The 23,463-nt window shown below is 71.4% G+C and carries 27 protein-coding genes; 7 read left to right on the top strand and 20 right to left on the bottom strand.

Features of this window, described 5'->3' with window-relative positions:
• Positions 1-6 precede the first annotated feature (6 nt).
• From paaB to CLV68_RS05865, 5 genes are all read right to left on the bottom strand, one after another.
• Positions 7-294: a 1,2-phenylacetyl-CoA epoxidase subunit PaaB gene (paaB, locus tag CLV68_RS05885; protein WP_092777472.1), complete on the bottom strand. Its 288-nt coding sequence runs from the start codon at positions 292-294 to the stop codon at positions 7-9.
• Positions 291-1,220 (bottom strand): 1,2-phenylacetyl-CoA epoxidase subunit PaaA, encoded by a 930-nt coding sequence (gene paaA / locus CLV68_RS05880; protein ID WP_121389508.1) that lies wholly within the window; start codon positions 1,218-1,220, stop codon positions 291-293. The genes paaB and paaA overlap by 4 nt, the downstream gene beginning before the upstream one ends.
• A 42-nt stretch (positions 1,221-1,262) precedes the next feature.
• Complete coding sequence (locus CLV68_RS05875) at positions 1,263-1,733, bottom strand: DUF3592 domain-containing protein (RefSeq protein WP_121389507.1); 471 nt, start codon at positions 1,731-1,733, stop codon at positions 1,263-1,265.
• A gap of 32 nt (positions 1,734-1,765) precedes the next feature.
• The gene (gene menD / locus CLV68_RS05870) at positions 1,766-3,448 is read right to left on the bottom strand and encodes a 2-succinyl-5-enolpyruvyl-6-hydroxy-3-cyclohexene-1-carboxylic-acid synthase (RefSeq protein WP_121389506.1); all 1,683 of its coding nucleotides are present in this window, start codon (positions 3,446-3,448) and stop codon (positions 1,766-1,768) included.
• A gap of 348 nt (positions 3,449-3,796) precedes the next feature.
• Complete coding sequence (locus CLV68_RS05865; RefSeq protein WP_121389505.1) at positions 3,797-5,122, bottom strand: hypothetical protein; 1,326 nt, start codon at positions 5,120-5,122, stop codon at positions 3,797-3,799.
• A gap of 72 nt (positions 5,123-5,194) precedes the next feature.
• On the opposite strand from CLV68_RS05865, the gene CLV68_RS05860 reads away from it, so the two are divergent.
• Positions 5,195-6,106, top strand: coding sequence for a 1,4-dihydroxy-2-naphthoyl-CoA synthase (locus CLV68_RS05860; RefSeq protein ID WP_092777462.1), 912 nt, complete (start codon positions 5,195-5,197; stop codon positions 6,104-6,106).
• Between the two features lie 25 nt (positions 6,107-6,131).
• On the opposite strand, the gene CLV68_RS05855 is transcribed toward CLV68_RS05860, so the two are convergent.
• Positions 6,132-7,079, bottom strand: coding sequence for an arylamine N-acetyltransferase family protein (locus CLV68_RS05855; RefSeq protein WP_170224113.1), 948 nt, complete (start codon positions 7,077-7,079; stop codon positions 6,132-6,134).
• Positions 7,080-7,149: 70 nt separating this feature from the next.
• On the opposite strand from CLV68_RS05855, the gene menE reads away from it, so the two are divergent.
• From menE to CLV68_RS05840, 3 genes are read left to right on the top strand one after another with little or no spacing between them, the layout of a single operon-like run.
• A complete protein-coding gene (gene menE / locus CLV68_RS05850; RefSeq protein ID WP_121389503.1) occupies positions 7,150-8,280 on the top strand; it encodes an o-succinylbenzoate--CoA ligase in 1,131 nt (376 codons plus the stop codon).
• A 41-nt stretch (positions 8,281-8,321) separates the two neighbouring features.
• A complete protein-coding gene (locus CLV68_RS05845; protein WP_121389502.1) occupies positions 8,322-9,062 on the top strand; it encodes an N-acetyltransferase in 741 nt (246 codons plus the stop codon).
• A 57-nt stretch (positions 9,063-9,119) separates the two neighbouring features.
• On the top strand, positions 9,120-9,992 hold the full coding sequence (locus CLV68_RS05840; protein ID WP_121389501.1) for a 1,4-dihydroxy-2-naphthoate polyprenyltransferase: 873 nt from the start codon (positions 9,120-9,122) through the stop codon (positions 9,990-9,992).
• Here CLV68_RS05840 and cds1 read toward each other — a convergent pair.
• Genes cds1 through CLV68_RS05825 form a run of 3 tightly spaced genes read right to left on the bottom strand, consistent with a single transcriptional unit; the run spans position 9,989 to position 11,877 of the window.
• A complete protein-coding gene (gene cds1 / locus CLV68_RS05835; protein WP_121389500.1) occupies positions 9,989-11,080 on the bottom strand; it encodes an L-cysteine desulfhydrase Cds1 in 1,092 nt (363 codons plus the stop codon). The genes CLV68_RS05840 and cds1 overlap by 4 nt on opposite strands.
• A gap of 58 nt (positions 11,081-11,138) precedes the next feature.
• Entirely contained in the window at positions 11,139-11,408 is a 270-nt protein-coding gene (locus CLV68_RS05830) for a DUF4229 domain-containing protein (protein ID WP_121389499.1), read from the bottom strand.
• 10 nt (positions 11,409-11,418) lie between these two features.
• Positions 11,419-11,877: an Lrp/AsnC family transcriptional regulator gene (locus CLV68_RS05825; protein ID WP_092777448.1), complete on the bottom strand. Its 459-nt coding sequence runs from the start codon at positions 11,875-11,877 to the stop codon at positions 11,419-11,421.
• 173 nt (positions 11,878-12,050) lie between these two features.
• Here CLV68_RS05825 and CLV68_RS05820 point away from each other — a divergent pair, with 173 nt between their 5' ends.
• Positions 12,051-12,260, top strand: a complete 210-nt coding sequence (locus CLV68_RS05820; RefSeq protein WP_121389498.1) for a BldC family transcriptional regulator — start codon at positions 12,051-12,053, stop codon at positions 12,258-12,260.
• Positions 12,261-12,371: 111 nt separating this feature from the next.
• The gene (locus tag CLV68_RS05815; RefSeq protein ID WP_121390989.1) at positions 12,372-12,563 is read left to right on the top strand and encodes a hypothetical protein; all 192 of its coding nucleotides are present in this window, start codon (positions 12,372-12,374) and stop codon (positions 12,561-12,563) included.
• A gap of 9 nt (positions 12,564-12,572) precedes the next feature.
• On the opposite strand, the gene CLV68_RS05810 is transcribed toward CLV68_RS05815, so the two are convergent.
• The 5 genes from CLV68_RS05810 to CLV68_RS05790 all read right to left on the bottom strand — a co-directional run bounded on the left by CLV68_RS05810 (position 12,573) and on the right by CLV68_RS05790 (position 18,574).
• Positions 12,573-14,363: a MinD/ParA family ATP-binding protein gene (locus CLV68_RS05810; RefSeq protein WP_425454819.1), complete on the bottom strand. Its 1,791-nt coding sequence runs from the start codon at positions 14,361-14,363 to the stop codon at positions 12,573-12,575.
• Positions 14,364-14,511: 148 nt separating this feature from the next.
• On the bottom strand, positions 14,512-15,471 hold the full coding sequence (gene ccsB, locus CLV68_RS05805) for a c-type cytochrome biogenesis protein CcsB (protein WP_121389497.1): 960 nt from the start codon (positions 15,469-15,471) through the stop codon (positions 14,512-14,514).
• Entirely contained in the window at positions 15,471-16,964 is a 1,494-nt protein-coding gene (resB, locus tag CLV68_RS05800; protein WP_121390987.1) for a cytochrome c biogenesis protein ResB, read from the bottom strand. The genes ccsB and resB overlap by 1 nt, the downstream gene beginning before the upstream one ends.
• Before the next feature lie 47 nt (positions 16,965-17,011).
• Entirely contained in the window at positions 17,012-17,782 is a 771-nt protein-coding gene (locus CLV68_RS05795) for a cytochrome c biogenesis CcdA family protein (protein WP_092777440.1), read from the bottom strand.
• Positions 17,783-17,845: 63 nt separating this feature from the next.
• Positions 17,846-18,574, bottom strand: coding sequence for a GAF and ANTAR domain-containing protein (locus tag CLV68_RS05790; RefSeq protein WP_121389496.1), 729 nt, complete (start codon positions 18,572-18,574; stop codon positions 17,846-17,848).
• A 376-nt stretch (positions 18,575-18,950) separates the two neighbouring features.
• Between CLV68_RS05790 and CLV68_RS05785 the strand changes: the two genes are divergently transcribed.
• Positions 18,951-19,457, top strand: coding sequence for a hypothetical protein (locus CLV68_RS05785; protein ID WP_147459887.1), 507 nt, complete (start codon positions 18,951-18,953; stop codon positions 19,455-19,457).
• Here CLV68_RS05785 and CLV68_RS05780 read toward each other — a convergent pair whose 3' ends face one another.
• The 6 genes from CLV68_RS05780 to CLV68_RS05755 all read right to left on the bottom strand — a co-directional run bounded on the left by CLV68_RS05780 (position 19,458) and on the right by CLV68_RS05755 (position 23,452).
• Positions 19,458-20,030 (bottom strand): TlpA family protein disulfide reductase, encoded by a 573-nt coding sequence (locus CLV68_RS05780; protein WP_425454841.1) that lies wholly within the window; start codon positions 20,028-20,030, stop codon positions 19,458-19,460.
• Positions 20,027-20,656 (bottom strand): histidine phosphatase family protein, encoded by a 630-nt coding sequence (locus CLV68_RS05775; RefSeq protein ID WP_121389493.1) that lies wholly within the window; start codon positions 20,654-20,656, stop codon positions 20,027-20,029. Before CLV68_RS05775 ends, CLV68_RS05780 begins: the two co-directional genes overlap by 4 nt.
• Positions 20,653-21,972, bottom strand: a complete 1,320-nt coding sequence (gene hemL / locus CLV68_RS05770; protein ID WP_246009681.1) for a glutamate-1-semialdehyde 2,1-aminomutase — start codon at positions 21,970-21,972, stop codon at positions 20,653-20,655. Before hemL ends, CLV68_RS05775 begins: the two co-directional genes overlap by 4 nt.
• Before the next feature lie 36 nt (positions 21,973-22,008).
• The gene (locus tag CLV68_RS05765; RefSeq protein WP_121389491.1) at positions 22,009-22,335 is read right to left on the bottom strand and encodes a hypothetical protein; all 327 of its coding nucleotides are present in this window, start codon (positions 22,333-22,335) and stop codon (positions 22,009-22,011) included.
• A 26-nt stretch (positions 22,336-22,361) separates the two neighbouring features.
• A complete protein-coding gene (locus CLV68_RS05760; RefSeq protein ID WP_121389490.1) occupies positions 22,362-22,784 on the bottom strand; it encodes a hypothetical protein in 423 nt (140 codons plus the stop codon).
• Between the two features lie 128 nt (positions 22,785-22,912).
• Positions 22,913-23,452 (bottom strand): hypothetical protein, encoded by a 540-nt coding sequence (locus CLV68_RS05755; protein ID WP_121389489.1) that lies wholly within the window; start codon positions 23,450-23,452, stop codon positions 22,913-22,915.
• Positions 23,453-23,463 lie beyond the last annotated feature (11 nt).

Raw genomic sequence — 23,463 nt, 5'->3', positions numbered from 1 at the left:
CCGTTCTTAGAGGTGCGGGACGTCCTCGGGGATCGCGTAGAACGTGGGGTGGCGGTAGACCTTGTCGCCGCTGGGGGCGAAGAACGGGTCCTTCTCGTCCGGGCTAGAGGCGGTGATGGACTCCGCCTTCACCACCCAGATGCTCACGCCCTCGTTGCGCCGGGTGTAGAGGTCGCGTGCGTTGCGTAGTGCCATCTCGTCGTCGGGGGCGTGCAGCGAACCGACGTGCACGTGGTTCAGCCCGCGCTTACCCCGCACGAAGACCTCGTAGAGGGGCCAGGAAGACCTGGTCATGCCGCCTGCTCCTTCTTACGCGCGTACGCCGTCGCGGCCTCGCGAACCCACGCGCCGTCCTCGTGCGCCCTGCGCCGGTGCTCGACCCGCTGCGCGTTGCACGGTCCGTCGCCCTTCACGACCTGCCAGAACTCGGTCCAGTCGATCTCGCCGAAGTCGTGGTGGCCGCGCTCGGCGTTCCACACCAGGTGCGGGTCGGGCAGCGTGACGCCCAGCTTCGCCGCCTGCGGCACCGACATGTCCACGAACCGCTGGCGCAGCTCGTCGTTGGTGTGCCGCTTGATCCGCCACAGCATCGACTGCTCGGTGTTGGAGCTCTCCGCGTCCGGCGGGCCGAACATCATCAGCGACGGCCACCACCAGCGGTCGACCGACTCCTGCACCAGCGCCCGCTGCTGCTCGGTGCCGCTCATCATGGTCATCAGCAGCTCGTAGCCCTGCCGCTGGTGGAAGGACTCCTCCTTGCAGACCCGGATCATCGCGCGCGCGTACGGGCCGTAAGAGGTGCGGCACAGCGGTACCTGGTTGCAGATGGCGGCGCCGTCGACCAGCCAGCCGATGACGCCGACGTCGGCGTAGGTCAGTGTGGGGTAGTTGAAGATCGAGGAGTACTTCTGCCGCCCGGCGATGAGCTTCTCGGTCAGCTCCTCGCGGTCGGCGCCCAGCGTCTCGGCGGCGGCGTAGAGGTAGAGGCCGTGCCCGGCCTCGTCCTGCACCTTGGCCAGCAGGATGGCCTTGCGGCGCAGCGAGGGCGCCCGGCTGATCCAGTTGCCCTCCGGCTGCATGCCGATGATCTCGGAGTGCGCGTGCTGGGCGATCTGGCGGACCAGGGTGGCCCGGTAGCCGTCCGGCATCCAGTCCCGCGGCTCGACCCGGTGGTCGGCGGCCACGGTCTGCTCGAACTGGTCCAGCTCTCGGCTCTGCACACCGCCGATGTTACACCTGAACGCCGAAATCGCGGAGAAGTGTCATAGCCGGATCCGCCGCCGGGGGCGCAGCCGCCGCACGTTCAGGGGACCCTGCCGTCGCAGCCAGTAGAGGAACCCGCCCGCCACCACCCACACGCCCAACACGGCCGTGCCGACCGGCAGGATCGTCAGCGCGGCGCCGCGCCCGGCGACCCGCACCAGGTCCGGGTTGCGCTGGTCGTACTCGACCCGCACGACCTGACCCTCCGCCAGCGCCTCCGGGTAGAGGACACCCACGCTGGGCAGGTGCTCGGCGCCGTCCGGGGTCTGGAACCGGACCAGGGTCCGGCTGAACGACACGCTCACCACGTCGGCGTTCGCGTTGCCGGTGTAGCGCTCGATCGCCGCGTCCTCGGTGACCGCGGCCACCACCAGGAGCACCCCGAGCGCGGCGGTCAACCCCGCCACGACGATGGCCACCAGCGCGGCCACCGCCCGGCGGCGCTGCGGGCGGGTGAGTTGGTCGTCCACGGGGTGGAGGGTATCCGGGCCGGTCACGGGCGTCAGGCGATCGCGGTGCTGACCGCGGCGCGCAACCGGGCGTGCAGGTCGCGCAGCCCTTCCCTGGTCGCCTTGATCTCCACCACGCGCAGGCCGGGCTCCGGGGCCAGCGCCTGGCGCAGGTCGGCGGCGGTGGCGGCCTCGGTGTGCTTGACGCCGTGCGCCCGGCAGAGCGCGGCGAGGTCGACGCCGTGCGGAGTGCCGAACACCCGCTCGAAGCTCGCCCTGTGCTCGGCCGCGCCCTGTTCGAGCAGCGAGAAGATGCCGCCGCCGTCGTCGTTGAGCACCACGATTGTCAGGTCGGGGCGTTGCTCACCGGGCCCGATGAGCAGGCCGTTCGCGTCGTGCAGGAACGTCAGGTCGCCGACGAGCGCGTACGTGGGGGCGCCGCCGCCGAGGGACACCCCGGCCGCGGTGGACAGGTTCCCGTCGATGCCCGCGACGCCGCGGTTGGCGTGCACGGCGAGGTCGACCCGGTGCCGGGCGATCAGGTCGACGTCGCGGACGGTGTTGGACGAGCCGAGGAACAGCGTCGCGCCCGGCGGCAGCCCGGCGACCACGTCGCGGGCCACGTGCAGGCCGGTCGGCCACGGCTCGGCGGCCAGCAGCGCGGCGACCGCCTGGGCCGCGGCGTCCTCGGCGTCCTGCCACCCGGCCAGCCAGCCCTGGTCGTGCCCGGTGACGTGGACCAGGTCGTCCTGGTCGAGCCAGCCGCGCACGTGGGTGGCGACGAACTGCGGGTCGGTCCACTGTGGATGGTCGCCGATGCCGTACACCGGGACCCGGTCCATCAGCCCGCGCACCCCGCGCGACAGTGTCGGCCTGCCGACGACCACCACCGCGTCCGGCTGCAGCGACTCGGGCAGGGCCCCGGTGCCGAGCAGCAGCGGACCGCCACGCAGCACGTGGGCGCCGCCCGCGATCGCCGCGGCGGCACCGACCGGCTCGGCGACGACCGGCCACCCGGCCTTCGCGGCCACGCTCGCGGCGGAGGTCGCCCTGGCCGCGTCGCCGCTGCCGACCACCACGAGTGTCCGCGCGGGCAGCGGGAAGTCGACCCGGTTGCCCGGCACCGTGCGGGCCGCCGACGACGTGGTCCAGCGCAGGCCCCCCGGCCTGCCGACCAGCTGGTCCGGCCACTCGTCGCCGAAGGTCGGCACCAGCGGCTCGCGGAACGGGATGTTCAGCTGCACCGGGCGCCCGGTCTCGGCGCGGGCCACACCGCGGCACACCAGGCCGCGCCAGACCGGGTTCAGCCCGGCCCGCCGCTCGGCGACCGGGAAGTCCACGGTGACCGCCGCGCTGCCGAAGATGCCGCGCTGATCGATGGTCTGGTTGGCGCCGGTGCCGTGCAGCTCCGGCGGCCGGTCGGCGGTGATCAGCAGCAGACCCACCCCCGAGTGGTGCGCCTCCAGGACCGCCGGGTGCAGGTTCGCCACCGCGGTCCCAGAGGTGCAGACCACCGCGGCCGGTCTACCGGAGGCGCGCCCGAGCCCGAGCGCGAAGTACCCGGCGGACCGCTCGTCGACCCGCACGTGCAGGGTCAGCTCACCGCGGTTCGCCGCCTCGAACAACGCGAACGCGACCGGCGCGTTGCGCGACCCGGGGCACAGCACGACCTGCCGCACGTCGTTGCGCACCAACTCGTCGACCACGACGGTGGCCATCGCGGTGGACGGGTTCACCGGACCCCGATCCCGGCGGCGGCACCGTCCACCGCGCACCCGCCCACGACCGACTCCCGTTCGGCTACATCCCCCACCGGCACACCTCTCCCCACACCGTCACACCCGGCCACGTCCCGTCTGGACCGCGCCGTGGGCGGTCACCCGCCCGAGGTCCCCCGACCGGCACGCCGGGCGACCCACCCGCCTCCCGACCCTTCACCGCTGCCGCCCCGACGGGCAACCGGCGCCCGCCAAGTAGGCGAAGATCGGCCGGATTTCCTTGCGCGCGCAAGGAAACTGGGAGCGCGACCACCCCACCACCGGTCCCGCGCCCAGGTGGCCTGGGCGTCGGACTCGACCCCTCGCTCATACGAGGGTCAGATCATCGGGACGGTGCCGGAACAAGACCCGCGCGCGCAGGCTCCAGCGGGCGATAGCGCGGCCTGCGTCAGTCAGCCCTACCCGGCGGGCGTTCCAGTCCGCGTCGACGGCGTCGAGCACCCGCAGCCTGCGCAAGAACCACGACCCCACCTCGGCCGCCCTGGTCGGCCCGAAGTCGGCTCCACCGCCCTCGGACCACCCCTCCTCGGCCAGCACGTACGCCACCTTCTCGAAGACCCGGCTCGGCGACATCCGGTCCTCCAGCAGCAACGCCGCGAAGACCACCTCTTGCACCGCGCCCAGCGCGGAGCGCTCCAGCGAGACCAGCCGCTCGCCGACCGTCATCAGCAGCGAGTCGGAGTCGTCGACGAGCGCGGCGCCCTGCTCGGTGAGCCGCAGGCGGGCACCGAGGCGGGCGGTGAGCCCGAAGTCGGCGGACAGCTCGCGCAGCAGCTTCACCGGCGGCCACTGCGACTCGCTGCGCCCGGTCGCGGCCACCTCGGCGCAGGTCGGCATCAGGTCGACCAGCTCGCTGACCAGCGTGGTCGGCAGGTACCCGCTGCTGGTCAGCCTGGCGCCCTGCTCGCGGCACTGGGCCAGCAGGTAGCTCAACGCGGGCAGTTGCGCGCCGTCGCTGTCGGGGGCGCGGCGCACCTCGGGGCGCAGCCGGACCATCAGCTCGCGGCGGGTCTGGCTGCCGTGGCCGCGGGTCCACTCGTCGAGCCGCTCGTCGAGCAGCCGGACGAACCAGGTCTCGTCGCCCTCGTTCTCCGGGCTGGTCAGCAGCCGCATCACCAGGCCGACCCGCATCGCGTCGCCACCGCCGACCGGCAGCGTGCCCGCGTCGACCGCCTCTTCGAGCAGCCTGCCCGCGGCGGCGTGCAGCGCCGTCTCGATCGGGCCGCCGTGCTCGGACCAGGTCATCAGCGGCGTGTCCGGCGGCCACACCCCGGACGCGCGCCACGCCGCGGCCACCAGCCGCCGGTAGCGCTCCTCGTCCTCGGCCGCGTCCAGGATCGTGTGCGTCTCCCGCGCCCGGCAGACCTCGGCGTACCCGTCGTGGCCGAGCAGGGCGAGCAACTCGGCGAAGGACTCGCAGGTCTGGTGCAGGTCGTCGAAGGCGCCCTGGCCGCCCGGGCTGCGGTGCGCCTGCGGGAGCGTGCCCCAGACCATCTGCTGCACGTCGTAGCGGGTGACCTTGGTGGGGTGGGCCGCGGTGGCCCGCATGACGTGCCAGAGGGCGTGCGCGTGCTTCGCGGCGGTGTCATCACGCGCGCGGATGACCTCCAGGGCCGAGTCCAGGTCGTGCACGAGTCCAGCTTGACACGGCGACGGCCAACCCCGCGAACGACTGTCCACAGGCCCGCCGGCATCCTCGACGGCGTGGCTGAGCCCGAGGTTTCCGAACTGTTCGACCCGGCCCGGTGGCGTGCTGTCGACGGGTTCGACTTCACCGACATCACCTACCACCGGGCGGTCGACACCGGCGCGGTGCGCATCGCCTTCGACCGGCCCGAGGTGCGCAACGCGTTCCGACCGCACACCGTCGACGAGCTGTACCGCGCGCTCGACCACGCGCGGATGAGTTCCGACATCGGTTGTGTGCTGCTGACCGGCAACGGGCCATCGCCCCGCGACGGCGGGTGGGCGTTCTGCTCTGGTGGGGACCAGCGCATCCGTGGTCGTACGGGCTACCAGTACGCGTCAGGGGAGACATCGGAGACGGTGGACCCCGCGCGCGCGGGCCGGTTGCACATCCTTGAGGTGCAGCGGCTGATCCGGTTCATGCCGAAGGTCGTCATCGCCGTCGTGCCGGGTTGGGCCGCCGGTGGCGGGCACAGCCTGCACGTGACCTGCGACCTGACGCTGGCGAGCCTGGAGCACGCCCGGTTCAAGCAGACCGACGCCGACGTCGGCAGCTTCGACGGCGGGTTCGGCTCGGCGTACCTGGCCAGGCAGGTCGGCCAGAAGTTCGCGCGGGAGATCTTCTTCCTCGGCCGGACCTACAGCGCCGAGGACATGGTCCGGATGGGCGCGGTCAACGAGGCCGTGCCGCACGCGGAGCTGGAGGAGACCGCGCTGCAGTGGGCGCGGGAGATCAACGGCAAGTCGCCGACGGCGCAGCGGATGCTCAAGTTCGCGTTCAACGCCATCGACGACGGCCTGATCGGGCAGCAGGTGTTCGCCGGTGAGACGACCCGGCTGGCGTACATGACCGACGAGGCCGTCGAGGGCAGGGACTCGTTCCTGGAGAAGCGGGACCCGGACTGGTCCCGCTTCCCGTACTACTACTGAGCCGCACCACTCCTGAGCCGTACTACTACTGGGTGGACTGCCGCAGGAACTCCTCGTGCTTCGCGACCACTTCGCGGTAGAGAGCCGCCTTGCGGTCGTCGTCCACATCGGACAGCGGTAGGTGGAAGACGTCGGCGAGCGTGGTGAAGTAGTCCGCCGCGCTGCCGATGTCGCGCTGCTCGTCGCCTTCCGCGCTGTGGTGGAGCAACCGGAGACCACGCAACACGGTGGCGCTGTCTCCGTCGCGTCGACACAGGGCGACTACGCGCACGAACCCTGACTCAGCGCTCGTGGACTGGTTCTCGTGCTCGACGAGGAAGTCCTCGACTGTGGCCTCATAGGGCGCGTAGTCCATACCCGGGCAGCGCGCCCACTTGTCGTGGTCGAAGCGCCAACCGCCGGGGACGACGTCGGAGGGGCGTAGTCCGAACTCCATCGGATGCTGCCGGTACTTGCCCGCCACAAGAGGCAGCGGCCCGTGCAGTGCGTCACCGATCCCGGTGTCGACCAACCACACCCCGTCCGGGGAAGCGGGACTCGGCAGGCCGTGAACCTCGATGGTCAAGTGATTGCTGTTGGCGCCAACGGGACCGGCCTTCTGTGGACCCTGGACACCGCCCACGCGCCAGTGGACGTCGAACCCGAGCCAGTCCAAGAGGCACGCCATCGCACCATTGAGGTGGTAGCAGTAACCGCCGCGCCCAGCGACCACGTACCGGACCGAGTCGAGCGGCTCTACCGTGCGCTCTTCGCCCAGGGCGATCCACACGACCTCGTAAGGCACCAGCGCGGTTTGTGCCTGGTGCAGGGCGATGAGTGTGTCCACAGTCGGCTTGGGCGGCGCCGACCAGCCCAACCGGAGCAGGTAGGCGTCACGGAGTTCGATGTCGACAGGGCGGCGCCAGAGCCTGTCCGCGCGCCTCGGGTCGTCCAACGGGAGCGGCCCTGTCACCTTCTGTCGCGCTGTGGACACAGTCACCGCTCCTCTCCATCGCTTGCGGCGAGCGTAAGCACCGCCACCGACAGGCTGCCAGGATGGCGCCATGCACCCCGTCACGCTCGACGGCACCGAGGCAGCGGTCCGGGCCCTCACCCGCGCCCTGCGGCCGCTGCTGGATGGGGCTGACGGCCCCGCGGTGCTGCCGCTGGCCCCGGGCGAGACACCGATCCGGCCGGACCTGCCGGTGGAGGCGGGGACGGCACTGATCGTGCACACCTCGGGGTCGACCGGCGCGGCCAAGGGGGTCCTGCTGTCGGCGGCCGCGCTCCGGGCCTCGGCGACGGCGACGCACGCGCGGCTCGGTGGGGCTGGGACTTGGCTGTTGGCGATGCCCGCGCACCACATCGCCGGGGTGCAGGTCGTGGTGCGGTCCCTGCTCGCCGGAACGCCGCTGGCGGTGCTCCCGACCGGGGGATTTCGCGGTCGGCAGTTCGTGGAGGCGGCATCGGACGTGCTGGCCGCTGACGGTCCGCGATACACCGCGCTGGTGCCAACACAGCTGACACGACTGTTGGCTGAAGGTGGCGACGCCTTGGCAGCCGCGCGTTCGTTCGACGCAGTCCTAGTCGGAGGCGCGGCGACAAGCCCTCTCACGCTGTCTAGGGCTAGCGACGCGGGGATCAAGGTAGTCACCACTTACGGGATGACGGAAACAGCAGGCGGGTGTGTGTACGACGGCGTCCCGCTAGACGGCGTGCGAGTGCGCCTAGAGGACGACGTGATCCACCTGAGCGGGCCGACCCTCGCGCACGGCTACCGCCTGGACCCAGACAACCCCGCCTTCGCAGCTGGCTGGTTCCACACCTCCGACCTCGGACGACTGGTCAACGGTCGACTGGAAGTCCTGGGCCGCACCGACGACGTGATCAACACCGGCGGCAAGAAGGTCGCACCGACAGCGGTGGAGCGCGTGCTGACTGCTCAAGCCGGGGTAGGCGAGGCGTGCGTGGTGGGCCTACCGGACCCGGAATGGGGCCAACGAGTCGCGGCCGCACTTATGGCTGACGGTGAGGTAGACCTAGCCGCTCTCCGCGAGGCCGTCAGAGACGCTCTTGGCGCACACGCCGTGCCCAAGCAGGTTCAGGTGATCGCGGAGCTGCCTCTACGCGGCCCGGGCAAGGTAGACCGCGCAGCTGTCGCACGGCTCTTGAACGAGGCGCCGAGGCGTGGGTAAACCGGTGGAGGCGGGGATGGGGGGCGGGTAGCGTCCGGATCGTGGACCTCGTCATCGTCTCGCTTGCGGAGCGGCCTGATCTGGCGCCGTTGCTTGAGGAGTTTCCGGACAGTTGGCCCGAGTTCATGCACCACGACCCCGCGTCGGGGATGTACTACGGGGTGGCCGGGTTGCACTACCCCGAGCACGTGCTGATGGCGTTCGACCGCGACCACCCCGAGCGGTTGGTGGCCAAGGGCTACAGCGTGCCGTTCCGGTGGACCGAGGACGTGTTGCCGCCGGGTGGGTGGGATCGGGTGATCCAGCGGGCGTCGATCGGGCGGGCGAACGGTGAGGAGCCGAACCTGGTCTCGGCGATCGAGATCAACGTCCAGACCGATCTGCGCGGTTCCGGTCTGTCGTCGGTGATGCTGGGGGCGATGCGGGACTCGGTGCGCGCCCTCGGCTACGAGACGCTGGTCGCGCCGGTGCGGCCCAATGGGAAGCCCGCGCACCCCGAGGTGCCCACCGGCGAGTACGCGGGGTGGACCAGGGCGGACGGCCTGCCGGTGGACCCGTGGTTGCGGGTGCACGTGCGGGCGGGTGGGGTGATCGAGGCGGTCGCGGTGCGGTCGATGACGATCGCGGGGACGTTGGTCGAGTGGCGGGAGTGGACTGGCCTGCCGTTCGACCGCTCGGGACAGGTGCTCGTACCTGGCGCTCTAGTGCCGGTCCTCTGCGATGTGGAGCACGGCTACGCGGTGTACGTGGAGCCGAATGTGTGGGTCCGACACAAGACGTGACCATTCACTCAGCTCTCCCTCAGCACCCGCGGGCACGTGATCGGTGAAGATGGACCGATGGCGACAGTCGCGGAGTGGATCGAGGGCGCGCGGGTTCGCACGTTGCCGAACTCGGTCGCGCCGGTCCTCGTCGGCTCGGGGGCCGCGGCCGCGATAGGCGCGTTCTCCTTGGCCCGAGCGGCGTTGGCGTTGTTGGTGGCCCTGGCACTACAGGTCGGGGTGAACTACGCCAACGACTACTCCGACGGCGTAAGAGGCACCGACAGCGACAGGGTCGGCCCGTTGCGCCTAGTGGGCTCGGGAGTGGCTTCGCCCGGCGCCGTGAAGGCAGCGGCTTTCGCGTGTTTCGGGCTCGGCGCGCTCGCAGGTTTGGCGTTGGTGTCGTTGTCCGGTCAGTGGTGGATGTTGGCCGTCGGCGCTGCCTGCATCGCGGGGGCGTGGTTCTACACCGGTGGCGAGAAGCCCTACGGCTACTCGGGCTGGGGCGAGGTGGCCGTCTTCCTCTTCTTCGGTGTCATCGCCGTGCTGGGGACCGAGTACGTGCAGACAGACCGCGTCAGCTGGTTCGGTGCCGCGGGAGCGGTCGCGATGGGGTCGTTCTCGGCCGGGGTGCTCGTCGCGAACAACCTGCGCGACGTCCCCACCGACCGGGTCGCGGGTAAGAACACCCTGGCGGTACGGCTGGGCGAGGCGCGTACCCGTGTGCTCTACCAGATTCTGGTCGTCATCCCGTTCGTCGTGACTGTGGCGGCAGCGTTCGCGACGCCCGTTGCCCTTGTCGGCCTGGTTTCCGCTGTCTTCATCGTCCCTGCGGCACGCCGCGTGGCGAGCGGCGAGACGGGCTTGAAGCTGATCCCGGTCCTGAAGCAGACCGGCCTGGCGATGCTGACCTGGGCCGTGGTCACCGCTGTCGCCGTCGGGCTGTCCTAGCCGTTCCAGACGCCCGTGGCGAGGAAGACGTCCAGCACCTCGTTGTGCGGCTCCGGGTCGATCCCCTGCGCGGCAAGCCAGGTGTCGTCGTAGTACGTGTGCGAGTAGCGCTCGCCGCCGTCGCAGAGCAGCGTGACGACGCTACCGGCGACCCCGGCGGCCACCAGTTCGGCGACGATCTCGAACGCGCCCCACAGGTTCGTCCCCGTCGACCCGCCCACCCGGCGCCCGAGCACCCGCTCGACCCGCCGCACGACCGCCACCGACGCCGCGTCCGGCACCTTGATCATCCGGTCGATCACCTGGCCGAGGAACGACGGCTCCACCCTCGGCCTGCCGATGCCCTCGATCCGCGACCCCCGGCAGCCGGTCAGCCCCGGCTCGGTGTCGCGCCAGGCGTCGAAGAAGACCGAGTTCTCCGGGTCGACCACGGCCAGCCGGGTGCCCAGCCTGCGGTAGCGGATGTAGCGGCCGATGGTCGCGCTGGTGCCGCCGGTCCCGGCGCCCACGACCACCCAGGCGGGCTCGGGGTGCGGCTCCAGCGCCATCTGGTCGAACACCGACTCGGCGATGTTGTTGTTGCCCCGCCAGTCCGTCGCCCGCTCGGCGTGGGTGAACTGGTCGATGAAGTGCCCACCGAGCTCGGCGGCCAGCCGGTACGACTCCGCGTAGAGCTGACTCGGCTCGTCCACGAAATGGCACCGGCCGCCCTGCCGCTCGATCAGCTCGACCTTCTCCTGGCTGGTGGTGCGCGGCATGACCGCGATGAACGGCAGCCCGAGCATCCGCGCGAAGTACGCCTCGGACACCGCCGTCGACCCCGACGACGCCTCGATCACCGGGGTGCCTTCCACGATCCAGCCGTTGCACAGGGCGTAGAGGAACAGCGACCGCGCCAACCGGTGCTTGAGCGAACCGGTGGGATGGGTTGACTCGTCCTTGAGGTAGAGCCGCACACCCCACTCGTCCGGCAGCGGGAACGGCAGCAGGTGGGTGTCGGCGCTGCGGTTGGCGTCGGCCTCGATGATCCGCACGGCCTCGCACACCCAGGCCCGGGTCTTGTCGCTGCACCTGTCCACGGCGGTCATGTACCAACATTATCGCCTAGCAGCGCTTTTACCAGGACCCCAACGGGTGGCGGATACCTCAGGCGTCGCCGCGCAACTGCGAGCGCAACCGCGCGCGCTCGGCGTTGCGGCCCTTGTGCCGCTCGGCGAGACCGGCGGTGACCCGGGTGTTCAGACCGCGGAACAGCAGCAGCCCGAGCGGGAACCCGACGACGAGGCCGACCGCGATCGAGACCAGCAGCGGGACGTCGAACAGCACCAGCGCCACCGCGACCACGGCCACCAGGACCAGGCGCAACGCGGTGTAGAGAGCCAGGTCACGACCCAGGGTGCTGTCGGGCTTGTCCACGGCCCCGAGGCTACTCGTCGTCCTCGTCCACGGTGTTCGGCCTGCCCTCGAACCGGGTGGACAGCACCACCGTCGACCGGGTCCGCGCGACCCCCTTGATCCGGCGCAGGCGGCCGAGCGCGCGCTCCAGGTCGTCCACCGTGGCGACCCTGACCTTGACCACGAACGCCTCGTCACCGGCCACCCGGTAGCAGGACTCGACCTCGACCAACTCGCCCAGCGCGTCGGCGACCTCCTCGTCGTCGGCGGTGTCCGTCGGGTGGATCCCCACCAGCGCGGTCACCCCGAGACCGACCGCGCGCGGGTCCACCTGGGCGTGGTAGCCGGTGATCACCCCGGACGACTCCAGCTTGCCCACCCGCTCGTGCACGGCGGAGGCGGAGAGCCCCACCTGTCGGCCCAGGTCGGCGTAGGTGACCCGACCGTTGGTGCGCAGCGCGGCGATGATGCGGCGATCGACGTTGTCCACGGGACGGAAGCGTACGGCGTGCGCACCCGGTGTCCGAACCGGCCGATTTGTCCCTTACTACCTCTTTACCATCACCCAACCGTTCGAGTACCCGATGGTCGAAGTGCCACGATGCTCCTGGTTTACCCCCGATCGACGGGTACCCCCGATCGACCGAGTCCAAGGAGGCTGCCATGACTGTGGCGCACGTCGGAGAGCGGCTGCTGACCCCGGGAGAGGTCGCCGCGTTGTTCCGGGTCGACCCCAAGACGGTGACCAGGTGGGCGACGGCAGGCCGGATCGGCTCCATCCGCACGCCGGGTGGGCACCGCCGCTTCCGCGAGTCCGAGGTCAAGACCCTGCTCGCCGAGCTCACCACCGAGGCCATCGAGCACGCCAGCTGACCCGGCCAGGGCCGACCACGCCCCACCTGGTCGGCCCCCCGGGCCAGTGGCTCACCACCAACCCGACAAACCGGCTAACCTCGAACACCCAACGTTCGAAAGGTGGCCCGCATGCTGTACCTGCTCGCCGCGGTCGGCGCTATCACCGTCGGCGTGCTGCTGTGGCGGGCGTTCGGCGTCCAGCCTGCCGAGGTCGCCCAGCGTCCGAGGCACGTGATCGCCCCGGACGACGACCCCGAGTTCCTGCGGGGGCTCGACAAGTTCCGCGAGAAGCCCGACGGCGAGGACAAGCCGCCCGCGTAGGGCCCGCGGTCAGGCCATCCTGGGGCGCGGGCCGCTGGCGAAGTCGTCGGCCACCGTGGCCGCCATCTCCAGCAGGGCCAGCCTGGTCTCCGGCGAGAGCCGCTCCAACTCGATCTCCGCGCCCTCTTCCAGGTGCGGGTCGAACGGGATCCGGCAGACCGCCCTGCACCGGGCGCCGAAGTGCTGGGCCAGCTTGTCCAGGTCGACCGAGCCGGACTTGGGCCGCACCGAGTTGATCACCGCGACCGAGCGGGCGACCAGCGTCCGGTAGCCGTGCGCGTCCAGCCAGTCCAGCGTCGCCGAGGCGCTGCGGGCGCCGTCGACCGAGCCGGACGAGACGATCACCAGCGAGTCGGCGACGTCGAGCACGCCCTTCATCGCCGAGTGCATCAGCCCGGTCCCGCAGTCGGTGAGCACGATGTTGTAGAAGTGCTCCAGCAGCGACACGGTGCGCCGGTAGTCGTCCTCGCTGAACGCCTCCGACACCGCCGGGTCCTGCTCGCTGGCCAAGACCTCCAGCCGCGACGGCCCCTGCGAGGTGTACGCGCGGATGTCGCTGTAGCGGCGGATGCGGCCCGCGTCGCGCAGCAGGTGCCGCACGGTGGCCGTGGTCTCCAGCGGGATCTTCTGGCTCAGCGTGCCGCGGTCGGGGTTGGCGTCAACGGCGATGACCCGGTCCCCGCGCAGCGACGAGAACGTCGAGCCGAGGGTGGTGGTCGTGGTGGTCTTGCCGACGCCGCCCTTGAGGCTGAGCATCGCGATCTTGTAGCACCCGCGCAGCGGCTGGTTGACCCGCGCGATCAGCTCCCGCCTGCGGATCTCGGCCGGGCTCTCGCCGACGTTGAGCAGCCTGCCGGTGGCGACGTAGACGGCCTTGCGCCAGCCGGACTGCGGCGCGCGCTTGGACTGCTTGAGCAGCCGCGCCGAGGACAGCTCCTCACCGCCGTGCCCCTGCTGCTGGCCGTAGCCCTGCTGCGGGTCGGTGTAGTACCCGGCCTGGCCGACCGGGTGCGGCCCGGTGACCGCCGGGTTCGGCGCGAACGGGTGCTGCGGTGCGCCGAACTGCTGCTGCGGCGCGAACGGGTTGCCCTGGGGCTGACCGGGCTGGGGCTGAATGGGCTGGGGCTGGATCGGCTGCGCGGGGACCTGCTGGCGCTGCTGCGGCTGGTGCTGCGCCTGCTGGGGGTGCTGCTGGTGCTGGCCCGGGTGGACCTGCTGCTGCACCGGGACCTGGCGGGCGGGTGCCTGCTGGCCCTGGTGCGCCGGGTTCGGGTGCCCCGGGTTGCGCACGATCTGGGTCTCGTTCGGGTTCGGCTCCTGTGGCACCGCCTGGGCGACGGCCTGCTGGGGCGCCGCCTGCGGTGACACGGCCTGCTGGGGCACCGCTTGCTGGGGCACCGATTGCTGAGGCACCGCGTGGTGGGGCGCGGCCTGCTGGGGACCAGCCTGCTGGGAGACGGCCTGCTGCGGGATCGGCTGCGGCGCACCGGACTGGGCCGGGTCCTGCTGGGCCCGCGCGTGCTGCGGACCGGACTGGTGGTCGGCCTGCTGCTGGGCCACGTGCTGCGCGCCCGACTGGGCGGTCACCGGCTGGGTGCCGAGCGCGGCGTCGGCGGCCGGGTTCGGCGGCGCGTACAGCTCGGCCTGGATGGTCGCGGGCTGCTCTTGCGCCACCACGGCGGCGGCGAGGTGCGCCTCGGCCAGCTCGGGGTCAGGACCGAAGTCGGGTGTGCCGGTGTCGGTTCCCCCGGTCACGGGCGGCCGCCAAGCCGCCTCGGACTCGTCATGGCGTCCAGTCACCCCTGCGCCCTCCCACGAACGTCCGACCCTGTGGTGGCGACGGTAGTCGCTCACCGCGCCACCCACCGAAGGGGGTAACGCGGTGTGCACAAGCAAGCGCAGGTCGGAGGCTTGGCGTGGCCCGCGGGGAGCAGCGGTCCGCAGAAGATCAGGCGTACGAGTGAAGTCCGGCGATGACCAGGTTGATGAAGAACAGGTTGAACACCACCATGCCGAAGGCGACCGAGTTGATCACCGCGGCCCTGGTGCCGCGCCAGCCCGCGGTCGCCCGGGAGTGCAGGTACCCGGCGTAGACGACCCAGGCGACGAACGCGACGGTCTCCTTCGGGTCCCAGCCCCAGAACCGGCCCCAGGCCGCCTCGGCCCAGATGGCGCCGCAGATGATGCCGAAGGTGTAGATCGGGAAGGCGAAGATGGTGGTGCGGTAGGCGAGCCGGTCGAGCGAGTCGGCGGCGGGCAGCCTCGGCCCGAGCCTGGCGAAGCGCGCCGGGTCGGCGTCGTTGCGGACCTTCACCAGGTACAGCAGGCTGACCACGCCGGGGACCAGGAACAGGCCGCTGGAGATGATCGCCGCGGAGACGTGGATGACCAGCCAGTACGACTGGAGCGCGGGCATCACCGGACCGGCCGGGGTGTAGAGCGCGGTGCCGCCGAGGAACATCAGGATGACGACCGGGGTGAGCACGAACGCGCCGAGCCTGCGCACGTCGAACTTGCGGGCCAGCACCAGCCAGGTCACCACCGCGACCAGCATCGCGGCGGCCCCGTACTCGTACATGTTGCCCCACGGCGCGCGACCGGTGGCGACCCCGCGCAGCACGATCGAGGTGAGGTGCAGCAGGGCGCCGAGGACGGTCAGCGCGACGGCCATCCGTCCGAACCGCTCCGGCCTGCCGACGCCCGACGGCTCATCGATGCGGCCGATGATGGGGGTTTCCGGTGTGGTCGGTGCACCCGAGCCGACCAGTTCCCTGGCCAGTTCGGACTTCTTCGCCCTGCGGGTGAAAGCCTGTTCGACGGTGTAGAACACCATCGCGAACACGTAGACCAGCGCGGCCGCGCGGTAGAGCCAGTCGCTGTAGGTGGCCAGCGTGTCGTTCACGGGCATCAGACACTCCCTTTGGACCTGAGCAGCTGCGCTGCGAGCCGGTGGAACTCCTCGCCGTATACCGCCTGGTCGGTCCGGGCGAGGCCGCCGACGCGCACCACGGTACGTCCCCCGTCGCCGGGGGTCGCGCGGACCCACAGCCTGCGGCGGCGCACGGTCAGCGAGACGCCGAGGCCGAGGAACATGGCGGTGGCGGCGACCAGGACCCACACCTGGGTCGGGTCGTGCGAGACCTGGAGCGACACCCACGGCACCGCCCCGTCGAAGCTGATCTTCGTGCCGTCGTCGAGGGTCAGCGACTCGCCCGGCGTGAGGTTCTGCCGCGCGACCCTGGTGAGCCTGCCGCTGTCGACCAGGGACTGGTCGATCTGGAAGATGGACTGGCCGCGGCCGGAATCGATGCCCAGGTCGCCGCGCATGACGTCCACCGCGACCCCGGGGTCCGAGAGCCGCGGGTGGCTGGAGGTCATGACCTTGTCCTCGACGAGCGCGGTCGGGGCGAACAGGCCGGTGACCGCGATCTGCCGCTTGCGCCGCTCGGCCGGGTCGGTGACGCCGGGCGGGTCGAACTTGGTGGCGCCTTCCGAGAGCAGGGTCAGCGTGTCGACCGGCCGCCACTGGATGGTCTGGGTGCGCTTCTTTCCGTCGGGGAAGGTGACGGTGAAGGTGGGCGCGTAGCCGTGGCCGAGCAGGTAGACGCGGTCGCCGACGACCCGCAGCGGGTCGTTGACGCGCAGGTCGTAGGGCCGCCAGGTGTCGGTGTCGAGGTCGTCGCCCGCCTGGTAGTCGATCTTGGCGGCGAACTGCTCGGCCTGGCCGTTGGGCAGGTAGGTGGCGTCGAAGGTGTTGACCCGCACGCAGAACGGGTTCAGGTCGGTGCCGTCGACGCGCAGTCCCGGCCGGAACGAGTCGTAGCCGAGGGTGCCGGAGTTGCAGAACTGGGAGCCGTCGGCCAGCACGATGACCTGGCCCTCGTAGTTGGTCATCTTGCCGATCGCCAGCGCCACGATCAGCGCGAGCATGGCGAAGTGGAAGACCAGGTTGCCCGCCTCGCGCAGGTAGCCGCGTTCGGCGCTGAGGCTGCGGGCGCCGTCGGCCTCCTCGCGCTCGACCAGCCGCCACCCCTTGAGCCGCGCCCTCGTGTCGGCCATGACCTGCTCGGGGGTGGCGTCGAGTTCGGCGGTCTGGTGGTGCGGCATGCGGGTCAGGTTGCGCGGGGTCAGCACCGGCTTGGTGCGCAGCGCCTTGGCGTACTCGACGGTGCGCGGCGCCAGGCAGCCGACGAGGGAGATGAACAGCAGCAGGTAGATCGCGGAGAACCAGACGCTGGCGTAGACGTCGAAGAACTGCAGCCGGTCGAGCAGGGTGCCCCACCAGCCGTGCGCCTCGATGTAGTCCAGCGCCATCGGCAGGTTCAGCGACCGCTGCGGCAGCAGGGCGCCGGGCATGGCGGCGAGGGCGAGCAGGAACAGCAGGGTCAGCGCCGTGCGCATGGACGTCAGGCCGCGCCAGGTGTTGCGCACGAACGCCAGCGCCCCGCTCACAGCGGCAACTCGAAGTCGGTGACGACCATGTTGCGCAGCCACGACACCAGGTCGCCCCACAGCCCGGTGACGAGCAGGACGCCGACCACCAGCAGCAGCGCGCCGCCGAAGAGCTGGATGCCGCGCGAGTGCGTGCGCAGCCACGCCGTCGCTCGCACCGCCCACCGCGCGCCGAGCGCGATCACCAGGAACGGGATGCCGAGGCCGAGGCAGTAGACGACCACCAGCAGGAACCCGCGGGCCGCGTTGCCACCGGTGGACGCGGCGATGGTCATCACGCCGGTGAGGGTGGGGCTCAGGCACGGCGTCCAGCCGAGGGCGAAGATGCCGCCGAGCACCGGCGCGCCCGCCAGGCCGAACCGCGGCGTCTTGTGGATGCGGATGTCCTTCTGCAGCCCGGGAACCAGGCCGATGAACACCAGGGCCATCGCGATGGTGATGACCCCGCCGACGCGTTGCAGCACTTCTTCGTTGAGCAGCAGCGCGTCCGCGAGCCACACGACGCTGCCCACGGTCGCGGCGAACACCACGGTGAACCCGAGGACGAACAGCCCGACCGCGCCGAGCACCCGGTAGCGGCCCTTCTTGCGCTCCTCCTGGTCGCTCACGGCGGGCGCCTCGGCGCCGACGAGCGCGGCGAGGTACGCGAGGTAGCCGGGCACCAGCGGGACCACGCACGGGGAGGCGAAGGAGAGGAACCCGGCCAGCAGCGAGAGACCGGCCGCCACCAGCAGCGGCCCGGAAATGGCTAGCTGCGTCGGGTCCACCCGGTCAGCGTAGGGAAGCGGTCCTGAGGGCCGATCTCGGGTGGTGCACCCGCGGGGCGTGGGTCACACCGGGGGTCGGCGGGACTCGGACGGCGTCCAGCCGGTCTCGGTGACCACGACCCTGGCCAGCTCGCTGAGCTTGGTGTTGGTGTCGCGGGCGTGCCCGCGCAGCACGTCGAACGCCGCGGCCATGTCCAGCCCGAGCCGCTCGGCGAGCACGCCCTTGGCCTGCTCGATGATCACCCGGCTGGTGAGCGCCTCCTGCAGCTGTTCGCTGAGCAGCGCGTGGTCGCGGACCGCCCTGGCCTGCAGCAGGCTGATCGTGGCGACGTCCACCAGCGCCTTCGCGGTGTGCCAGGACAGGTCGTCGAGATCCCCCGGGGTCGCCCGGAACAGGTTGAGCGCGCCGATCGTCTCCGACCGCAGGCGCATCGGCAGGGCGAAGACCGCCTGGTAGCCGTCGGCGATGGCAGCCGAGGCGAACCGCGCGTCGGTGGCGTCGACCCGGGTGAGGTCCGGCCGAGAGACCGGCAAGCCGCTTCGGTAGGCGGCGAGGCACGGCCCCTCGTCGTGGCGCAGCTGGAACAGCTCCAGCCTGCGCACCGCCTCGCTCGAGCTGGTGACCATGTGCAACTCGCCGTCGACGGTGGCGAGCAGGATCCCCGCCGCGTCGATGGCGAGCAGCTCCACGCAGCGGTCCACGAGCAGTTGCAGGAAGTCCAGGACGTCGAAGTCGTCGATGAGGGTGTCCGCGAGTTCGACGAGGGTCTCGACGAGCCGTTGCTGCTTCACGGGGACTCATCTCCGGTGTCGGGGTCTTCCTGTCGAGCGAGTCATCTCCGCACCCGGTGAGCACGACCCCAACACCCTAGTCCCGGCAAGTGGACCCCATCGTCCTCGCGGCACTGGTCCCTTCGAGTGGCGCGCGTGGCGGGTTGTTCCGGTCCGGGGAATAGTTCGGGGTGCGCTCCGGACCCCGGCGTCGGTTCACCACCACGCCAGGAGACCACTATGACCGCGATCACATCGGGTGCCTTGAGCGCGGCAATCTCGTCCTCGGCGTCTGATCAGCGCAGTGGGTATTCACCGGGAAATGCCCCGCACTGCCCGCACCGGCGGCCGCGACCACCCAGTGGCCGGTGCGACGGGAATGGCTGAGGGGTCGGTGTTGACCGCGCGCCAAGCGTGGGACCGCTGCGTCGGCCGCCGCGACCGGTTGAGCGGGATGGTGGTCCGGTTCGGCCTCGACGACCAGGTGGACGACGTCGTCCACGACGCGTTCGTCGCGGTCATGACCATGCCGAGGCTCTACCCGGACGGGTTCGACGCGCTGCTGGAGACCGTGGTGTGGCGGCGTTGCCTGGTCATCGCGGCGAGCGAGGCGGCACGGCAGCGGCTGCTCGGGCACGCCGCGCTGCGCCCGGCGCCGACCGGGGACCACGCGGAGCTGGTGGTCGAGCGGGTGCACGCCCAGTGGCTGCTGCGGCACAGCGGGGTGCTGCGCGAGCCGGACGTCTGGATGCTCGACATGGTCAGCGCCGGGTACCGCAGGCAGGAAATCGCCGATGTGTCCGGGAGGTCCATCCCCGAGGTGGACCGGGCATTGCGCTCGGTGCGCCGCCGGGCGCGGGAGAAATACGAGGTCAGGACATTCCAGGCAATCAACATAGAGTAGTCAGGACTCGGCGATGAGCCGGTCGAGCACCGGGGTCAGGTCCTCGGCCAGCAGGTCGCGCATGAATGCGGCGGCGACCCTGCCCTGTTTGTCGAGTACGAAAGTCGCGGGCACGACCGCCCGGGGATAGCCCTTGAGCACGATGAGGGATTTCCCGGGCGGGTCGTAGATCGAGGGGTAGGTCAGGCCGCGGTCGCGCAGGAAGTCCTGGGCGGCGTCGCGCTGGTTGTCGCGGACGTCGACGCCGACGACCTGGACCTGGTCGCGGTAGCGGTCCTGCACCAGCTGCAGCTGCGGCGCCTCGACCCGGCACGGACCGCACCACTGGCCCCAGATGTTGAGCACGACGACCTTGCCCCGGTAGGACGACAGGGAGATCCGCGAGTCGTCCATCAGGGAGGGGCCGGACATGTCCGGCAGCAGCTTGCGGTCGGCGCCCTCGTAGGTGATGTCGGTCTTCCCGCCGGGGGACACGAACACGAACTCGGTGCCGCCTGCGACGGCGTCCTTCGACGCCGAACACCCGGACAGCAGCAGCAGCGCGCCGAGCACCCCGGCGACGACCCGCATCAGGCGCCCGTGTTCTTCGGGTCGCTGGTGCCCGCGGGCTCGGTGTAGCGCAGCCCGACCAGTTCCTCGTCCTCGAACACGAGGCTGGTCAACGACGCCAGCGAGCACTGCCGCTTGCTCGGGTTGTGCCAGAGCCGCTTGCCCTCCAGGTAGCGCCGCACCGTCCACACGGGAAGCTGGTGCGACACGCACACCGCCTCGTGCCCGACCGCCGCCGCCCGCGCGCGGTGCACGGCGCCGAGCATCCGGTGCGCGATCCGCAGGTACGGCTCGCCCCAGGAGGGGGTGAACGGGTCGCGCAGGTACGGCCAGTTGGCAGGCGAGCGCAGCGCGCCGTCGCCGACGGAGACCTTCTTGCCCTCGAACACGTTCGACGACTCGATCAGCCGCTCGTCGGTCGCCAGTTCCAGCCGGTGCGAGCCGGCGATCGGGTTGGCCGTCTCCTGCGCCCGCTGCAACGGGGACGCCACGACGTGCACGATGTCGTGGTCGGCGAGGTGTTCGGCGACGGTGAGCGCCTGGCGCTTGCCGGTGTCGGACAGCCGGAAGCCGGGGAGCCTGCCGTAGAGCACGCCGGTGGGGTTGTGCACCTCGCCGTGGCGCAGCAGGTGGACGATCGTCTTGGTCACGCTGGCTCCTTCGCGGCGGCGGCCGCCGCGGCCGCCTTGGGCAGTGCGGCGGCGATCTGCTCGAACGCCGCGTCGTCGAGGGCGGCGCTGACGAACCACGCCTCGAACGCGCTCGGCGGCGGGTAGACGCCGTGGTCGAGCATGGCGTGGAAGAACGGCGGGAACCGCCAGGTCTGCGCGGCCTTGGCGCCCGCGTAGTCGGTGACCGGGTCCTCGGTGAAGAACACGCTGACCAGGTTGCCCGCGAACTGCACCCGGTGCGCCACGCCCGCCTCGGACAGCGCGGTGCCCAGCAGGGTGCCGAGCCTGGCCGCGTTCTCGTCGAGTGCTCGGTAGACGTCCGCGTCGGCGGCCCGCAGCGTCGCCAGGCCGGCGGCGACCGCGACCGGGTTACCGGAGAGGGTGCCCGCCTGGTAGACCGGTCCGGCCGGGGCGAGGTGGCCCATGATGTCGGCGCGACCGCCGAAGGCCGCGGCGGGCAGCCCGCCGGACATGACCTTGCCGAAGGTGTAGAGGTCGCCCTCGACGCCATCGATGCCGTGCCACCCGCTCGCCGACACGCGGAAGCCGGTCATCACCTCGTCCATCACCAGCAGGGCGCCGTGCTCGCGGGTGATCTCGCGCAGCCCCGCGTTGAACCCCTCGACCGGGGCGATCGCGCCCATGTTGCCCGCGGCGGCCTCGGTGATCACCGCGGCGATCGACGGGCCGTGCTCGGCGAAGGCCGCGCGCACCGCGTCGAGGTCGTTGTAGGGCAGCACCAGCGTGTCCTCGGCCTGCGCGCCGGTGACCCCCGGCGTGGTCGGCAGGCCGAGCGTGGCGACACCGGAGCCCGCCTCGGCGAGCAGCGCGTCGACGTGGCCGTGGTAGCAGCCGGCGAACTTGATGATCCGCTTGCGGCCGGTGAACCCGCGCGCCAGCCGGATCGCGCTCATGGTGGCCTCGGTGCCGGAGTTGACCAACCGCACCTGCCGCACCGGCTCGACCCGCCGGATGATCTCCTCGGCCAGGTCGATCTCCCCCGCGGTCGGGGTGCCGAACGACAGCCCGCTGGTGGCGGCCGTGCGCACCGCGTCCACGACCGCCGGGTGGGCGTGCCCCAGGATCATCGGACCCCACGAGGACACCAGGTCGACGTAGCGGTTGTCGTCGGCGTCCCACAGGTACGCGCCGAGTCCGCTGACCATGAACCGCGGTGTGCCGCCGACGGCGTTGAAGGCCCGCACCGGCGAGTTGACCCCACCGGGGATGACCGCCTTGGCGCGTTCGAAGAGGGCGGCAGAGCCGCGCACGTGTGCCTGCTCCTGCGCTGTCACCCGACCAGTCTCGCAAACCCGGTCGGGTGGCCGCGCTCACGCCCGGCGCGACCTGGTGCGCACCGCGAGGGCGAGCTGGCGACCCGCGTCGAGCAGCAGCAGCGCGGCGAGGGTGCCCGCGGCGACGGCGGTGCCGATCCAGTTGCCCGCGTAGTGCTGGAAGTCGAGGTCGGGGCGCTCGGCGACCGGGGCCAGCTGCACGGTGCCCCTGTCGTAGGCCCACAGCGCGAACCACACCAGCGCGGCTACCAGGACCAGCTCGACGGCGGCGACCGCGGCGCGGCGCGGCTGGTTCAGCGCGCCCGCCTGCTGCGGCCAGCCGAGCCCGACGGCCTCCGGCTCCGAGGTCTGCGGTGTGCTCACCCGCTCAGCCTCTCATGCCCGGTGGTCTACGCCTCGCCGACGGGCAGCGGCGTGAAGTAGGTCCTGGTGTCGACCCGCAGCAGCAGGGTCACCACGGTCACCCAGATGATGACGATGAGCACGAACAGCAGGAAGGCCAGCGACGAGGTGGCGTGCGCGTTGGCCGCGGCCGGGGCGCCGAGCGCGCCGACCAGGGCGGTGACCATCAGGCCGAACCGGGCCCACGGCCTGCCCGCGCGCACCGGCCAGGCCAGCACGAGCGCGGCCACGGCGGACAGCCCGGCGCCGAAGCCCAGGTAGCCGGGTGGCCGGTCACCGGAGACCAGCAGCCCCCCGGTGAGCACCGCGCTGACGACGGCACCCCAGACCGCGAGCGTCACCGCCTGCGGCCTGCGGGCGGTCTTGTCGGGGGTGTTGTCCGGGTCCGGGGTGGTGCTCGGCTCGGTCACGGGAGTTATGTAGCCCCAGCCCATCCCGGTGTTACGAGGCGCTCGCCACGTCGGCAGCGGCGTCCCGAATCCGGGTTCCCGCCCTCTCGGACAGGTGTACCCAGGTCAGGACGCCGCGATGGCCGATCTCAGCTCGCGCGCCGCGGTTCGAAGTACGCCTTGGCCTCGGCGGTGAACATGAAGTAGATCGCGGTGCCGACGATGAGGACCTGGATCACGTTGATCACCATGTCGACCGGGGCCGCGGTCTCGGTCAGCAGACCGAGCACGGAGAGCAGGATGCCGATGGTGCCCAGGATCGCCAGCGTCATCCGGGCCCAGTTGCGCCCGGCCCGCATCTTGAACGCGAACAGCAGGTAGAGGGCGAAGAAGCCGACCGCGAGCACACCGGCGAAGACCAGGCCCGCGGTGACGACGGTGTCGACGTCGACACCGGTGGTGTTCTGCTTGGCGATCTCCCGCGCGGCGTTCTCCCGCAGCGCGTCCACGCCGAGCAGCAGGGTCAGGATGAAGCCGACGACGCCGAGCAGCGCGTTGAGCACCCACAGCTTGAAGGAGTTCTCGACCGAGGCGGGCCTGGCGACCGGCTGGCCGTACCCCGCGTCGACCGGCGGCGCGGAAGGCAGCGGCTGGTAAGGGTTGTTCTGGGGATCGGGTCCACTTGTCATGTGTGGGAAGT

Origin of the sequence: Actinokineospora cianjurensis, from assembly GCF_003663795.1 — a bacterium.
Classification (GTDB): Bacteria; Actinomycetota; Actinomycetes; order Mycobacteriales; family Pseudonocardiaceae; genus Actinokineospora; species Actinokineospora terrae.
Note: the sequence above shows the minus strand (reverse complement) of the source record. Positions and strands in the feature narration are given on the sequence as shown.

Bases quoted from the DNA above. Each gene is read 5' to 3' on its own strand.
- paaB (WP_092777472.1), bottom strand. From the start codon at position 294: ATGACCAGGTCTTCCTGGCCCCTCTACGAGGTCTTCGTGCGGGGTAAG.
- menE (WP_121389503.1), top strand. From the start codon at position 7,150: ATGCACCCCGTCACGCTCGACGGCACCGAGGCAGCGGTCCGGGCCCTC.
- CLV68_RS05840 (WP_121389501.1), top strand. From the start codon at position 9,120: ATGGCGACAGTCGCGGAGTGGATCGAGGGCGCGCGGGTTCGCACGTTG.
- cds1 (WP_121389500.1), bottom strand. From the start codon at position 11,080: ATGACCGCCGTGGACAGGTGCAGCGACAAGACCCGGGCCTGGGTGTGC.
- CLV68_RS05820 (WP_121389498.1), top strand. From the start codon at position 12,051: ATGACTGTGGCGCACGTCGGAGAGCGGCTGCTGACCCCGGGAGAGGTC.
- CLV68_RS05815 (WP_121390989.1), top strand. From the start codon at position 12,372: ATGCTGTACCTGCTCGCCGCGGTCGGCGCTATCACCGTCGGCGTGCTG.
- ccsB (WP_121389497.1), bottom strand. From the start codon at position 15,471: ATGCCCGTGAACGACACGCTGGCCACCTACAGCGACTGGCTCTACCGC.
- resB (WP_121390987.1), bottom strand. From the start codon at position 16,964: ATGCGCACGGCGCTGACCCTGCTGTTCCTGCTCGCCCTCGCCGCCATG.
- CLV68_RS05755 (WP_121389489.1), bottom strand. From the start codon at position 23,452: ATGACAAGTGGACCCGATCCCCAGAACAACCCTTACCAGCCGCTGCCT.